The sequence below is a fragment of the Desulfofundulus thermosubterraneus DSM 16057 genome, assembly GCF_900142025.1.
GTDB classification, from domain to species: Bacteria; Bacillota; Desulfotomaculia; order Desulfotomaculales; family Desulfovirgulaceae; genus Desulfofundulus; species Desulfofundulus thermosubterraneus.
In genome coordinates, this window is record NZ_FQZM01000029.1 from 32,500 (window position 1) to 47,077 (window position 14,578).

Annotated in this window: 14 protein-coding genes and 1 pseudogene; 11 read left to right on the forward strand and 4 right to left on the reverse strand. The window is 55.3% G+C overall.

Annotated features, from left to right (window positions below):
- Positions 1–82: 82 nt before the first annotated feature.
- The 7 genes from BUA65_RS11545 to BUA65_RS11575 all read left to right on the forward strand — a co-directional run bounded on the left by BUA65_RS11545 (position 83) and on the right by BUA65_RS11575 (position 6,307).
- Complete coding sequence (locus BUA65_RS11545; protein WP_072869818.1) at positions 83–976, forward strand: radical SAM protein; 894 nt, start codon at positions 83–85, stop codon at positions 974–976.
- Positions 977–1,141: 165 nt separating this feature from the next.
- The gene (locus BUA65_RS11550) at positions 1,142–1,363 is read left to right on the forward strand and encodes a YvdQ family spore coat protein (RefSeq protein WP_013821634.1); all 222 of its coding nucleotides are present in this window, start codon (positions 1,142–1,144) and stop codon (positions 1,361–1,363) included.
- A gap of 32 nt (positions 1,364–1,395) precedes the next feature.
- Positions 1,396–1,698, forward strand: coding sequence for a spore coat protein (locus BUA65_RS11555; RefSeq protein WP_072869820.1), 303 nt, complete (start codon positions 1,396–1,398; stop codon positions 1,696–1,698).
- Positions 1,699–2,132: 434 nt separating this feature from the next.
- Complete coding sequence (locus BUA65_RS11560; RefSeq protein ID WP_072869821.1) at positions 2,133–3,680, forward strand: acyl-CoA carboxylase subunit beta; 1,548 nt, start codon at positions 2,133–2,135, stop codon at positions 3,678–3,680.
- A gap of 14 nt (positions 3,681–3,694) precedes the next feature.
- Positions 3,695–4,474, forward strand: coding sequence for an enoyl-CoA hydratase-related protein (locus BUA65_RS11565; protein WP_072869823.1), 780 nt, complete (start codon positions 3,695–3,697; stop codon positions 4,472–4,474).
- A gap of 36 nt (positions 4,475–4,510) precedes the next feature.
- Positions 4,511–5,530, forward strand: a complete 1,020-nt coding sequence (locus BUA65_RS11570) for a hydroxymethylglutaryl-CoA lyase-like TIM-barrel protein (RefSeq protein ID WP_072869825.1) — start codon at positions 4,511–4,513, stop codon at positions 5,528–5,530.
- A gap of 147 nt (positions 5,531–5,677) precedes the next feature.
- Positions 5,678–6,307, forward strand: a complete 630-nt coding sequence (locus BUA65_RS11575; RefSeq protein WP_072869827.1) for an ATP/GTP-binding protein — start codon at positions 5,678–5,680, stop codon at positions 6,305–6,307.
- An 86-nt stretch (positions 6,308–6,393) separates the two neighbouring features.
- On the opposite strand, the gene BUA65_RS11580 is transcribed toward BUA65_RS11575, so the two are convergent.
- Positions 6,394–8,532, reverse strand: a complete 2,139-nt coding sequence (locus tag BUA65_RS11580; RefSeq protein WP_072869828.1) for a heavy metal translocating P-type ATPase — start codon at positions 8,530–8,532, stop codon at positions 6,394–6,396.
- Between the two features lie 13 nt (positions 8,533–8,545).
- Entirely contained in the window at positions 8,546–8,809 is a 264-nt protein-coding gene (locus BUA65_RS11585) for an ArsR/SmtB family transcription factor (protein WP_439328941.1), read from the reverse strand.
- A gap of 303 nt (positions 8,810–9,112) precedes the next feature.
- Between BUA65_RS11585 and BUA65_RS11590 the strand changes: the two genes are divergently transcribed.
- From BUA65_RS11590 to BUA65_RS11600, 3 genes are all read left to right on the forward strand, one after another.
- Positions 9,113–10,489, forward strand: a complete 1,377-nt coding sequence (locus BUA65_RS11590; protein WP_072869832.1) for a DNA recombination protein RmuC — start codon at positions 9,113–9,115, stop codon at positions 10,487–10,489.
- 303 nt (positions 10,490–10,792) lie between these two features.
- Complete coding sequence (locus BUA65_RS11595) at positions 10,793–12,250, forward strand: amino acid permease (RefSeq protein ID WP_072869833.1); 1,458 nt, start codon at positions 10,793–10,795, stop codon at positions 12,248–12,250.
- 211 nt (positions 12,251–12,461) lie between these two features.
- On the forward strand, positions 12,462–13,235 hold the full coding sequence (locus tag BUA65_RS11600; RefSeq protein WP_072869835.1) for a carbohydrate deacetylase: 774 nt from the start codon (positions 12,462–12,464) through the stop codon (positions 13,233–13,235).
- Here BUA65_RS11600 and BUA65_RS18290 read toward each other — a convergent pair.
- On the reverse strand, positions 13,232–13,372 hold the full coding sequence (locus BUA65_RS18290; protein WP_165613244.1) for a hypothetical protein: 141 nt from the start codon (positions 13,370–13,372) through the stop codon (positions 13,232–13,234). The two genes, BUA65_RS11600 and BUA65_RS18290, sit on opposite strands and share 4 nt — an antisense overlap.
- A 47-nt stretch (positions 13,373–13,419) precedes the next feature.
- Positions 13,420–13,542, reverse strand: a pseudogene (locus BUA65_RS19350) (methyl-accepting chemotaxis protein); the annotation flags it as partial.
- 290 nt (positions 13,543–13,832) lie between these two features.
- Here BUA65_RS19350 and BUA65_RS11610 point away from each other — a divergent pair.
- Entirely contained in the window at positions 13,833–14,390 is a 558-nt protein-coding gene (locus BUA65_RS11610) for a hypothetical protein (protein ID WP_072869837.1), read from the forward strand.
- Positions 14,391–14,578 lie beyond the last annotated feature (188 nt).

Below are 14,578 nucleotides of genomic sequence, written 5' to 3' on the forward strand. Positions count from 1 at the left end.
CTTTTTATTATCCCAGTGTCCGAATTGTCTCCTTCCGGTTCGGGGGTATAATAGGAGAAATTGGCAATTGGGGGGTTGAGCTATGGGTTACCGCGATCTTTTTCCGGACGAACTGGCGGCCCGGGTGGAAAAGGCGGTGGAGCTCCTGGCTGACTGCACGGTTTGCGCACAGTACTGTCACGTCAACCGGTTGGAGGGAGAGAGGGGGTTTTGCCGGGGTGGCCGGCTGGCGGCGGTGAGCAGTTGGGGACCCCATTTTGGGGAAGAGGATGTCCTGGTGGGACGGCATGGTTCGGGGACCATTTTTTTCGCCCACTGCAACCTGGCCTGCCGCTTTTGCCAGAACTGTGACATAAGCCAGTACGGCGAAGGCAGCGAACTGACTGCCCGGGAACTGGCCGCTGCCATGCTGGAATTGCAGGACATGGGCTGCCATAACATTAACTTGGTCTCCCCCAGCCACTATGTGCCGCAAATACTGGAGGCCTTGTATATTGCTGCGGGCGATGGCTTAAATCTACCCCTGGTTTACAACACCGGTGGATATGACGCCCTGCACACTTTAAAGTTACTGGACGGGGTAGTAGATATTTACATGCCCGACATCAAGTTTGGCGATGACGAGATTGGTGAGCGCTATACCCGGGCGGTCAACTATTTTACGGTGGCCAAACAGGCGGTTAAGGAAATGCACCGCCAGGTAGGGGACCTGGTGGTGGATGAGCGGGGCATTGCCGTGCGGGGGCTTTTGGTGCGTCACCTGGTCATGCCCGGAGACCTCGCCCGTACCGGGGAGGTGATGAAATTCCTGGCCGGGGAAATATCCCCCAACACCTTTGTAAATATCATGGATCAATATTACCCGGCCCACGAAGCCCGCCGTTATCCGGAACTTTCCCGACGGATTACCCGGGAGGAGTTTCGCCGGGCGGTGGAAATTGCCCGGGAGTGCGGCCTGCGACGGATTTACGCGTAAAATATGAAAATCCTCTTCACCGCTTAAGCGGCGGTCGTTCCTGATGCGGCAAGGGGTCCGGAACGACCGTCCTTTTTTATTATGGGGTTTGACAACAGTGTTTTAAAAAGGTGGTATAAAATACTTTTCCTGTGAAATACTAGGCCGCGAGAGGAGGTGGAACAAATGCATCACTGGCGGATGACCGAAATGGAGAAGCTTCACATTATGGAGCAGTTAAGGGCTGAGGAACTGTGCACCAAGAAAGCCCGCTTTTACCTCAATCAGACCAGGGACCCGGCCATCCAGGGCCTGCTGCAGCAGTGCATTGACAAAGGGCAGCGGCATATCAGCACCCTGAACAACCTGCTCCAGGATGCCGGATTGCCGCGCATGGCGCAACACTAATTTCCAATTTCCATACATAGGAGGTGTTAGCAATGCAGTTTTCCGACCGGGATATCCTAGCCGATATGCTTACCGGAGCCAAGATGATCTCCACGGGCTACCACATGGCCGTGCTGGAAGCGGCCAATGACCGGGTGCGGAACACCCTTATCCATATCAACAATGAGGAAATGAACACCCAAAAGCAGATCTTTGATCTGATGCACTCCCGGGGCTGGTACCCTCTCGATCCTGTTTTCACGGGTACGCCTATGGGACCGGAAGCTACCAACATCCGTGGGCCCGAGGGTCCTATGGGGAGAATGGCCCCTGGAATGGGTCCCGCGCAAATGTAAACCGGTTCGGGACTCCCGTAAACGAATACGGCCAAAGCTACAGCGGGTACCTATAGTTAAAAACAAGAAAGGGAAGACCGGGGATAAAGGGGCCCGGTCTTTTTCCTTCTGCCGGTCGCCAGCTTTGTATCGTGTAAACAATCAAAAACAGTGGCCGGAAGGTTGCTTAAGAATGCGGGTTGAAAGGGGGATGGTGTAAACCGTAGGAACAATACTTTGCCGGAAGGCTACCATATGTATAAAGCGGCAAGTTGCTGGTAGGCTTGCTTTTCCTGCATCTGGGGAAGAGTTTTTTACGTTTCAGGAGCCAAAACGTGCACCCCGCAGCCCTTTTGCAATGCCGGAATCCATGAAAATGGCCAGTATTGAAGTAAAAACAGCTTATGAAAGCTGGTAGACAGGTGATAGCAGGAGGAATGTGAGGAGATGAGAGCATGGATGGCGTGGATTTAAAAAGCCTGGATGCGGAACTGGTGGAAAAGGAGTCACGCATAAAAACCGGCGGGGCACCCAAATATCACCGGAGCAATGCCGAGAAGGGCAAACTCTTTGCCAGGGACAGGCTAAAACTTCTCCTGGATCCCGGCGCCTCTTTCTGCGAGGACGGCCTGTTTGCCAATAACCTGGCGGAAGACCTTCCCGCCGACGGAGTGATCACCGGTATAGGCAAGATCCACGGGCGCACCGTCTGTGTGATGGCCAATGATTCCACGGTGAAGGCCGGCTCCTGGGGTTGGCGCACGGTAGAAAAGATCCTGCGCATCCAGGAGACGGCCATGGATATGAAGGTCCCCATGATCTATCTTGTCGACTCTGCCGGGGCCCGCATTACCGACCAGGTGGAGATGTTTCCCGGTCGCCGGGGTGCCGGAGCCATCTTTTACAACGAAGTGAAAATGTCGGGCATGGTGCCGCAGATTTGCCTGCTCTTCGGTCCCTCTGCTGCGGGTGGGGCCTATATCCCGGCTTTTTGCGACGTGGTTTTCATGGTGGAGGGCAATGCCAGCATGTACCTGGGCTCCCCCCGCATGGTCGAGATGGTCATTGGGGAGAAGACCACGCTGGAGGACCTGGGGGGCGCCCGCATGCACTGCACGGTCAGCGGCTGCGGTGACCTGCTCTGTAAAACGGAAGCGGAAGCCATTGAAGCCTGCCGCCGCTACCTGACCTATATGCCCCAGAACTATTTGGGCCGGCCGCCCATGGCCATGGAAGAGCCTCCCATAGAAGGACGGGATATCGCCGATATTGTACCGGCTCGGGAAAGCGAGCCCTTTGACATGTACGAGGTAATTGACCGGCTAATTGACCGGGGTACCTGGTTTGAAATAAAGAAACTGTTTGCTCCGGAGCTGATTACCGGCCTCTGCCGCATTGGCGGCCGGGTGGTGGGCTTGCTGGCCAACCAGCCCCGGGAAAAGGGGGGCGTGCTCTTTGTAGACTCGGCCGATAAGGGTGCCCGGTTCGTTACCCTTTGCGACGCCTTTAATATTCCCTTGCTTTTCCTTGCCGACGTCCCGGGATTCATGGTCGGCGGATATGTGGAGCGACAGGGCATCATCCGCCACGGGGCCAAAATGATTTCCGCCGTTTCCGAGGCCACGGTGCCCAAAATTTCGGTCATTGTACGCAAGGCCTACGGTGCAGGCCTGTACGCCATGTGCGGCCCGGCCTTTGAACCCGACTGCTGTATGGCCCTGCCCAGCGCCCAGGTGGCCGTGATGGGGCCCCAGGCGGCAGTAAAGGCCGTTTACGAGAACAAGATCAATGCCCTGCCTCCGGAGGAAAGACCGGCTTTCATCCAGCAAAAACAACGGGAATATCTTAAGGATGTGGACATTTACCGGCTGGCTTCGGAACTGGTGGTGGATCATATTGTGCGGCCCGGGGATTTACGGGCGGAATTGATCGCCCGCTTCAATCTTTATGAATCGAAAAGACAGCATTTTTCCGAGCGCAAGCATCCGGTTTATCCGGTATAGGGGAGGTCGGGGAAATGAATTACGAAACCATCAAGGTAGAGCGGGGGCAAATCGGGATCATTTTCTTTAACCGGCCCCAGGCCCTGAATGCCCTGAGCACGCAGATGGCCCGGGAACTGGTGGCGGCTCTGGAGGAGCTGGAACTGGACGACCAGGTGTTTGCGGCGGTACTTACGGCCGAGGGAGACCGGGCGTTTTGTGTGGGGGCAGATTTAAAAGAAAGAAAGAACATGACCAAAGCGGAGGTGAAGAAACAAAGGACCCTGTTTATCAAAGCCTTTGAAGCGGTGGTCATGTTTCCCAAGCCCCTGGTGGCGGCGGTGAACGGCTATGCCCTGGGCGGGGGGTGCGAATTCGCCCTGGGTTGCGATTTTATCATCGCCTCGGAAAAGGCATTCTTTGGCCTGCCGGAAGTAAGCCTGGCCGTTATTCCGGCTGGGGGAGGGACCCAGCTGCTGCCGCGGGTCATTGGACGCGCTAAAGCCAAGGAACTCATTTTTACCGGGCGGCGCATATCCGCGGCTGAGGCCTACCGGCTGGGCATGGTCAACTATGTGGTCCCGGCGGAAAACCTGATGGCCAGGACCATGGAGATTATGCAGGAAATAGTCCAGAACGGCCCCATTGCCCTGCAGCAGGCCAAACGGGCCATCAATTTGGGGTTGGAGCTGGATCTGCATACCGCCTTTGCCCTGGAGGCGGAATGCTACAACGTTTGCCTGGCTACGGAAGACAGGGACGAGGGCCTGCGCGCCTTCAATGAAAAGAGGAAGCCGGTGTACAGGAACAGGTAATTCCTCAAGCATTGATAAGATTGAGGAGGAATGGGTATGGCGGAGTTAAAATATCCTAAAAAGGTGGTTCTGGGCGAAATCACCGTGCGGGATGGCTTCCAGCACGAAGAAAAATTCATCCCCACCCTGGCCAAACTGTGGGTGCTGGAGCAGTTGATTCTGGCCGGTTTTAAACGTTTAGAGGTAACCAATTTCGGTAACCCCCGGGGAATGCCCCAGTTTGCCGATGCGGAGGAGCTTTTCAAGCTCATCCGCACCAGCAAAAAGGTGCAGGATAAACTGCCCGGGGTGGAACTGACGGCCGTAACCATCCGGGAAAAGGCGGTGGACCGGGCCATTCGCGCGCGGCAGGAGGGTTACGGTCCGGACCGTATTCTCATGATGGTGTCCACTTCCGAGCCCCATCAGATTAAGAACTCCGGCCTGGACCACAAGGCCTACTGGGCGGAAGTGGAGCGCTGCATTAAAAAAGCCCACGATGCGGGGATGAAATTTAACGGCACCGTGAGCACCATCTGGGGATGTCCCATTGAAGGGCCTACGGACATGAAGGCGGCTATCGAGGTAACCAGGCGCTTTCTGGAGCTAGGGGCCGACGATATTGAGCATGCGGACCATGACGGTTCCGCCCCGCCCAACAGGGTGTACGAGTATTTTTCCATGGTTCTGGATGCTTTTCCCAACCCGGACCTGCACATTGCCCACTTCCATGTGACCCGGGGTTGGGGACTGGCCAATGTGCTGGCCGCCCTGTTGGCCGGCATCAACCATTTTGAAAGTACCATGGGCGGTATTGGAGGCCAGCCGGCCAACTTTGTCGACGGCGTCCCCGTCGCCGGTACCGGTTCATATTACTACCAGGATCCCAACATTGTTGGCTTGGTCTGCACCGAGGATATGGTGGTGATGATGGACGAGATGGGCATTGACACGGGGGTTGATGTGGACCGGGTGCTGGAAATCGGGCGCATGGTGGAAAAAATTGTCGGCAGGCGGCTGCGCAGCGAATGCATCCGTACCGGCCGCATTCCCAAAGGGCCCACGGGGCATAAGTAAACAACGGGGTTTGACCATTAAAGGCCCCTCGCGCCGGGCTGGCGGAAGGGGTCTTTTTTATCTTATGCATTTTACCGGCAAAAGGAAACCTGTGGTCCTCCGGCGAATGTTTAAAGTACGAACATTGGAGAAGGGAGGAGTGAGAATATGGCCGAGGGTAAAAAGACCAGAAAGATTGCCATTCTTGGTGGTCCGGGTACGGGTAAAACAACGTTGTGTAAACAGTTAGATGTGGATTACAGCATGGCCGGTTATATAAGTGACGTTTGCCTGGAATTTGCCCGCTCATACATTGCCTGGTACGGGGTGCCCAGGAGCATTTTTGAACAGTTTCTGCTATACGAGGGGCAAAAGCGCCGGGAAGAGGAGCTTTCCTACTGCGACATTATTTTCTGCGACAACGCCACCATTTTGAATTACGTGTACGGCTTGTTGAGCTGTGATTTCAAGAACCCGAAGGAAGTTTACGCCTTGATGAAACTATACGAGTGGGCCATGCGCGACCTGCCCGAGTATGACATCTTTTACGTGCCCCGGGAGTTTGATGTGGAAAAAGACGGCATCAGGTACCAGGACAGTGATTTTGCTGTAGTCGTGGATGCCAAGATAAAAAATTTCCTGGACATCATGAATGTACCCTACACCATAGTAAAAGGGGACCTGGAAACCAGGGTAAAGACGGTTAAGGAAAAAATCGGGTTTGTGGAAAAGCGCAAGCGCTGTGCTGACATCCATGAGGTGGCTTTACGGAACGAAAATGGAAGCTGTTCGGTTTAATGACTACTCGATGGAAAGGGCGGCCGCCCGTTCCGGAACGACCGCCGCCCAATTATTTATGTTCGTACAGGTCCGGCGCCCTGGGCCTAGGCCTTGATGGCCCGGCCATGCCTGACCGGTTGTGCCTTTTGCTCCACCGGCAAGGAAGGGGCTTGAGCCCGCGTGGCATTGAGGGTGGCCAGCAGGGCGACCCCCACGTCGGCAAAGACGGCCTCCCAGATGGTGGCCAGCCCCAGGGTTCCCAGGCCAAGGAAGAAGGCTTTCATGCCCAGGGCCAGGATGATGTTTTGTTTGACAATTGTCCTGGTGTGACGGGCAATTTCCATGGCCGTGGCCAGTTTGGAGGGAGCATCCTCCATGAGCACCACGTCGGCGGCTTCAATGGCCGCATCGGAACCCAGCCCACCCATGGCCACCCCCACATCGGCCCTGGCAATGACGGGGGCATCGTTGATACCATCACCGACAAAGGCCAGCTTCTGCCGGGCAGGCAGGTTGGCCTTAAGTTCTTCCACCCGTTGTACCTTGTCCTCCGGCAGGAGCTGGGCGTAATACTGATCCATGCCCAGCATTTCGGCCACCCGGTGGGCAGTCCTTTCCTCATCGCCGGTTAACATGATCACGTTCTTTACTCCCAGGGCTTTCAGCCTGGCAATGGCCTGGCGGGCATCGGGTTTAATTTCGTCGTTAATGACGATGTACCCGGCCAGGGTTTTATCAATGGCTACAAATACCGTGTTGTCTTCTACGCAAGAGATGCCATGGGAAATCCCCTCCCGGTTCAGGAGACGGTTCCCCCCAACCAGAACGTTTTTACCCGCGACCCGTGCCAGGATCCCGTGCCCCGGGATTTCCCGGTAGTCGCTCACCCTGTCCGGGGGAATTTCCCGACCCCAGGCCTGCCGGATGGACTGGGCCACGGGGTGGGTGGAGTAGGCTTCGGCCGCCGCAGCGTAAGCCAGCACTTCCTCCGGTTGGAAGCCGTTTTGAGCTACCACTCGGCTGACCTGGAAAACCCCTCGGGTGAGGGTTCCTGTCTTATCAAAGACCACCGTATGCAGGTTGGCCAGTGCGTCCAGGTAATTGGCCCCCTTGACCAGAATGCCCTGGCAGGAGGCCCGGCCGATGCTGCCAAAATAGGACAGGGGTATGGAAATGACCAGTGCACACGGGCAGGAAATGACCAGGAAAATCAGTGCCCGGTAGAGCCATTGGGACAAGGTGGCACCGGGAACCACCAGCGGGGGTATAAAGGCCAGCGCAAGGGCTCCCAGCACCACTGCCGGGGTATAGTAGCGGGCAAAGGTGGTGATGAACTTTTCTACGGGGGCCTTTCTGGCCGCGGCATTTTCCACCAGTTCCAGGATCCGGGCTACGGAGGAGTCCTTAAAAGGCCTGGTTACCTTTATGGTCAGAAGGCCCTGGCCGTTGATCATGCCGGCCAGGACTCTTTCTCCCCTTTCCACCTTGCGTGGTACGGATTCTCCCGTCAGCGCCGAGGTATCTACGAAGGACACTCCTTCCAGAACCTCGCCATCCAGGGGCACCCTTTCGCCCGGGCGGACCACAATGATCTGGCCCGTTACCACTTCCTCCGGTTTTACCTGCCTGGTTTCGCCGTTCACCAGCAAATTGGCGTAATGAGGACGGATATCCAGAAGGGCGGCTATCGAGCGGCGGGATCGATTAACGGCCCTTTCCTGGAAGTACTCCCCGATGGAATAAAAGAGCATTACCGCCACCGCTTCGGGCAACTGGTGAATGGCTATGGCCCCGAGGGTGGCCAGGCTCATGAGGAAATTCTCGTCAAAAACTTTTCCGCGTCCGAGATTTTTCAGGGCTTGCCAGAGGATTTCCCTGCCCGCCAGCAGGTAGGCGGTAAGCAGGACCAGGTACTCGGCCCAGGAGTAAGGGGTCTGGTGCAAAGGTTCCTGGAAGAGAAAGCCAATAACCAGAAGGACGCCCGAGATGCCGGTTATGAGAAGGTTTCTTTTACCGTTTGTATTTTCTCCTGCCTGTTTGGCTTCACTGGATTTCACCAGCTTTACTTCGGGTTTAACGCGGTAAATAGCCTCCTGGGCCCGCCTTGCCAGTTCCGGGGGCAGCTCCAGAGTGCGGTTGGCAAAGTTGATGGCAACATGTTCCAGCCCCTTAATCTGTTGCAATTCGTGTTCTATTTTGGCTGCGCAACTGGGGCAGTCCAGACCAACCAGGGTGTAGCGCATGGACATACTCCTTTCACCGCTCTTCCGCAAAGTGCGCCTGGGCTTCACGGATCAGGTTGACGATATGGTCGTCATCCAGGGAATAATAGACCATTTTCCCTTCCCGGCGGTACTTCACCAGACGCATTGCCTTCAGCAGCCGGAGGTGGTGGGAAACGGCAGGCAAACTCATTTCCAGGATTTCCGCCAGATCGCATACACAAAGTTCCCTGTAGGACAGGAGGTAGAGGATCTTGGTGCGGGTTTCGTCTCCCAGCACCTTAAAAAGTTCGGACAAACCGGCTACTTCCAGCACTTTGCCCTTGAGATCTTCGATTGCAGTGGATACACAAAAGGTATCACAGACGTCGTTATTGGGATAATATCTGGTCGTATGAATTACCCCCTTTAAGTGAGGATTAAATGATTAAGTAATTACTTAATTGAATTATATTTTAATTGCTCACCCCTGTCAACCTGCTAAAAGTGTTTTAGATAACCACTTTTGGGACCTGCAGATGCATGTCCGCAGCTTGTTACTTACCCTGCCCGGACTGGAGTAAAATGGGGGTATTCGGTGGAAAGGAGGGACCTAAAGGACATGCTTGAAGCTTTGTACCTGCTGGCAGGGTTAACTGCCGGGGTGCTGGCCGGTTGGCTGTTGGCCGGCATCCGTATACGAGCCCTGTCGGCTGAGGTTGTGGCCGCCCGGAGCAAGGCGATGGCGGCGGAAGGCATTAATGCCGAGCTGCGCCAGCAGCTAAACCAGATGCAGCAAGAATTAAATGATCTCCACCTGCAGGTGGTCCGGGAACACCAGGCCCGGGTTAGGGCGGAAACTTCCCTGGAAGAGGCCAGAAATAGCCTTACCGAGCAGAAAAAACTTCTTGCCGAAGCCACCCAGCGCCTCAGCGATACCTTCAAAGCCCTCTCTGCCGAAGCTTTAAAAAGCAACAATCAGGCTTTTATCGAATTGGCCCGCCAGGTGCTGGAAGGCGTGGTTGTGGAAGCGCGGGGGGATCTCCAAAAGCGGCAGGAAGCCATCGATGCCCTTATTAAGCCCCTGAAAGAAGAGCTCGCCCGGTATGAGGCCCAGGTGCGGGCCATGGAAAATGCCCGCCAGGAAGCTTATGGAAGCTTAAAAAGGCAGTTGCAGGAGCTCAGCCAGACCCAGCAGTTGCTGCACAGGGAGACGAGCAACCTGGTAAACGCCTTAAAAGCCCCCCAGGTGCGGGGGAGATGGGGAGAAATAACCCTGCGCCGGGTGGTGGAAGTGGCGGGCATGTCCCCGTACTGCGACTTTGTGGAACAGGTTTCGGTGGAGACGGAAGAGGGGAGGCTGCGTCCCGACCTGGTGGTAAAGCTTCCGGGGGGCAGGACGGTGGTGGTGGATGCAAAGGTCCCGTTAAAGGCCTACATGGAAGCCACCGAATCTACCGATGAAAACGCGTGGCGCCAGGCCATGCAAAGACATGCCCAGGCCGTGCGGGCACACATGCAGTCCCTGGGTTCCAAGGCCTACTGGAGCCAGTTTACGCCCGGCCCCGATTTCGTAGTTCTTTTCCTGCCGGGGGAATCCTTTTTCAGTGCCGCCGTGGAGCAGGACCGGCGGTTAATTGAAGATGCCCTGGCCAGCCGTGTGCTGCTGGCCACCCCCACCACTTTAATTGCCCTTTTACGTACGGTGGCCTTGAGCTGGCAACAGCATCAAATGGCCGAAAACGCCCGGCAAATTGCCGAGGCGGGCATGGAGCTCTACGAGCGGGTGTGCAAGTTTGCCGGACACCTGGCTAAAATAAAGGATGGCCTGCAGAAGGCCACCCAGTCTTTTAACAATGCCGTCGGTTCCTGGGAGAGCCGGGTGGTGCCGGGGGCCAGGCGCTTAAAAGAACTGGGAGCCGCCATGCCGGGCAAGGAACTTTTACCCTTAAGCCAGGTGGAAATCGCGCTGCGGGAATTGCCCCCGGAACGGGAGTAGGGCGTGAGGAGCAGCCGTGCTTGAATTCCTGCAGGGTGCCGTCCCGCCTGTTCTGCGAGCAAAACGCGGGTGGAACACGGTACAAGTGGGGGTGCAGCCGCGTGCTGCTCACCGAACCTGTTTTGTCAGCGTTCCATGAAACTTAGAAATTTCTGTTCTGGAAATTCGCTTTTCGTTTCGTCCTGTTAAACGGCACGGAACCGGGTTTTTTTATTTTTCCGGGAGGTGTTTACGTTGCAGGTCGGTTTATGATAGCCCGGAACTGGTCCGGTTAAAATAACCTAAAAAGGGCAGGTGAACATTTTGACCGGAAAAAACCTGCAGCAGTTTTGCACAGAACTCGGGGCAGATGAGGGGGCTTCGGCGGAACTGGCCGTGGATCTAAAACTGGCCGCTGGTACAGAGGCGGTACGGATGGGAGTGGCCGCTAGGGAGATAGGCACACTGGAAATCATTATGATTGGCCTGGCCGGCGTCATTGGTGCCGGTATCTTTGTGGCCAGCGGGATTCCCGTACGCATAGCCGGGCCGGCTGCAGTTCTATCTTATCTGGCTGGTGCTCTGGTGGTTATACCGGTAATGCTCTACCTGGCCGAAATGGAGGCTGCATGGCCTTCCACAGGGGCTTTTAGCGACTACGCAAACCGCTATCTGGGTCCCCTGATGGGTTTTGTCACCGGCTGGATGTACTGGTCTTCAGGTGTGCTGGGTATGGCTACGGAAGTTACGGCTTCCGCTCTGCTGATGCACTGGTGGCTGCCCGGATGGCCGCTGTGGCTATTCAGCCTGTTTTTTTCCCTGTTAATCACCGGTATTAACCTGCTGGATATCCGCGGGTTTACCCGTATTGAAGGGTTGTTTTCGGGCATAAAAATAATGGCCTTATTTCTATTCATTCTGGTCGGCTTGACCGTTTTATCCGGACTGTGGCCCGGTCTGGCGCCGGTTGGAACTGTCAATTATTTTGCCTACGGAGGATTTTTCCCCCAGGGTGTAAAAGGAGTTTTTGCCTCTCTCCTGCTGGTTATATTTGCCTATTCAGGTATTCAGGTGGTGTGTATGACGGCGGCACAGGCCACCAATCCCAGGCATACCATACCCCGGGCCGTCATAGGTACCGGCCTGACAGTGACCTTTTTATATACCGGTGCCATTTTCGTGCTGGTCGGTCTTTTGCCCTGGTTCACCGTTCCGGTCGCTTCCAGTCCCTTTGTCACGGTTCTCGAAAGGTTGCGCATCCCCTTTGGGAGTCACCTGTTAAACGCCATCATAATCACGGCTGTACTTTCCAGTATGAATACCACCATGTTTGGAGTGACCAGAATGCTTAAGTCCCTGGCCGAAAGGCATGAGGCTCCCCGATTTTTATTAAAAACAGACCGGCGGGGCATACCTACCCGGGCGCTGGCCGCCAGTAGTATTTTCTTAAGCATTGCCGTCATTCTGGCTTACTTACTCCCACAAAAGGTTTTTCTCTATGTGGCCAGTGCCACCGGCTTTATTTCCCTTTTCAACTGGGCGGTGATAACTATTACCTATATCCGCTTCCGCCAGAAGTTACCCCGGTTCAAGGCGCCTTTTACCGTACCGGGTTATCCCTACCTGCCCTATACATCTCTGTTACTTCTGCTGGTTGTGGTGGCTTCGGTCCCCCTAGCCCGCGGCCAGATCCCTGGAATGGTTAGTGGATTGTTGCTGGCCATCGCATACGCAATGGTATTTTTCCTTTTTGTCAGACGGCGCTATAAAGCGACCGCATAAATAAGAGCAGCGCAGAACTCGCCTTAAACAGGCCTGAAAATCCGGCTTGTCAAGCGTGAATGAAGCTATCAGGTAAAAGCTCGTCAGTGCCTATGGATTGACGCTCTCTAAATTTATTGGCGGGAGGATTCATTAAGGTACAGAACGGTGCGTTTGCAAATGTTTGCAAATACGCTATCCTGTGCTCTGAAATGCAGGAGGGACAAGGGCTGTGTTGCTCATCGTCAACGCCGACGACTTCGGTTATACGGTGGGAGTAAACCGGGGGATTATTAAAGCCATGGAATGCGGGGTGGTCACCAGTACCAGCATGATGGCCAACCAGCCGGGTACCGGGGATGCTCTGGCTGTTTTATGCCGGGGTAGGCTAAAGGTCACTGGGGTACACCTTTGCTTGACGGCGGGCAGGCCCCTGTGCGACCCGGCAGCCGTACCTTCACTGGTAGATGGCCGGGGATGGTTTAAAAAAAGGGACGCCCTTTTCGCGGGGCCCTTAAACGCAGAGGAAGTGAGGCGAGAATTCCTGGCCCAGGTGGAAAAGGTCATGACGGCAGGGGTATGGATAAGCCACCTGGATACACACCATCATGTCCACACACATCCCGTAATATTGGAAGCCCTGCTGGATGTGGCCCGGCGCTACGGGCTGCCTGTGCGGAGCCTGGACACTTCCATGCGCCAGAGGCTTATCCGGCAAGGTGTGCCTACTACCGATTACTTTTGCGGCGACTGGTTTGGTGAGCAGGTTTCCGGGGAATCGTTTCGCCGGTTAGTTACTACCGGGCTGCAGAGCAGTGCCGTCGTAATGGAGTTGATGACCCATCCCGGTATAGTGGATGAAGAACTGAGGCAGCGGAGCAGCTACACCTGGCAGCGGGAGAGGGAACTGGCCATACTCTGTGACCCGGGCACCAAGGAATGGCTGTTCGATCAGGGAGTCAAACTGGGGAGTTATCTAGATCTGGCAGGTTTCCCCCCTGGTTAGAGTTTGCCGGCCACTTCATGAAGGTGGGAGCCGGTTTGCTGCAGTTTCTCCACCATTTCAGCTATCTTTTCCATTGTCCTCGCCTGCTCCTGGGTTATGGCGCTATTTTTTTCAATGGCGGCGGTAAACCCCTTCAATGGAATTCTTGAACTGGTTTAAAATCTTCTCTATCTCTTCTGGCGCTGCTTTCTTCGGCCAGCTTGCGTACTTCCTGGGCTACTACCACGGCAAATCCCCGCCCCACCTGGCCGGCCCGGGTCGCTTCAATGGCGGCGTTCAATCCCAGGAGCTTGGTTTGGTCGGCCACATTCTGGAAGTAATTCGGCAAAAATTAAACTTTCCTTGCCGGGGTCCGAAAAAATTTCGTGTAACTTGAAATAACAAAGGCGGCCGGTGATCCCGCAATAAGGAAAACAAGGGATACCGCCGCCCGGGTGGGCCATGCGAGACCTGCTCATATGACATCTTTTAAGTGTCCCATGAGTTTTAAGCGGAAAAAGACGGCATCAGAAAATTTCCCGTCTTAAGTTTCGCGGACACAAGTGTGTCCTTTCCTCCTGCTATCCTGAGGCAAAAACAAGCAGGGAGGAGGATACCGTGAAAAGGAAGGGTGTTGTGCTCGCACTGGTGGTGCTATGTGTCCTGGGGTTGCTGGCTGCGGTTGGCTCTGGGGAGAGGGCCAGGAAAACCAGGAACCTGGAGGATTACCTGAAGAGCATGATGCCGGTCATTGACGAGACGGAGAAGCTTGCCGCAACGTGGGACGAACTGCGCCAGCAATCAGCCGCCGGGCGCATCAGCGACCTCGAGTTTGGCGCGCGGGTTCTCAATGACCTGATGCCCAGGACACGCGACCTCGCCGAAAGGGCGGAGGCCCTTTCCGCAGACGTGGCCCCGGAACTGAGGGATGCCCACGAAGAGCTGATCAACGCGCTCAACCTGAATTTGCAGGCGTTCTCCGAAGTTGTGGCAGCCGTTGACACCGGGGACTATTCAAGAATCACTTCGGCGAACAGGCTTTTGTCCGATGCCCGAGCTGCGGAGCGCCGCTACGTGCAGAAGCTCGACGAACTGGCAGCAGAGTATGGTATCAAGCTCGGGGGTGTCAATTCTCACTTTAATTTAGCCCAACCCCTGCCCATTTTCGCAGACTAAACAATCTGCAACTATTTCCGATACCAGAATAATCTGCAACTGCTTCGCATATTGTTTTGGTATTTCAGGTCAGTCAGTCCGTCTATTCACCAGAATATGACAACCAGTGATTGACCCCTTTTCTTCCGGCTGTGGAACAGGTAGAATATTTGCTGGAAGTGACCGCCATGCAGCAGATATTTTACACG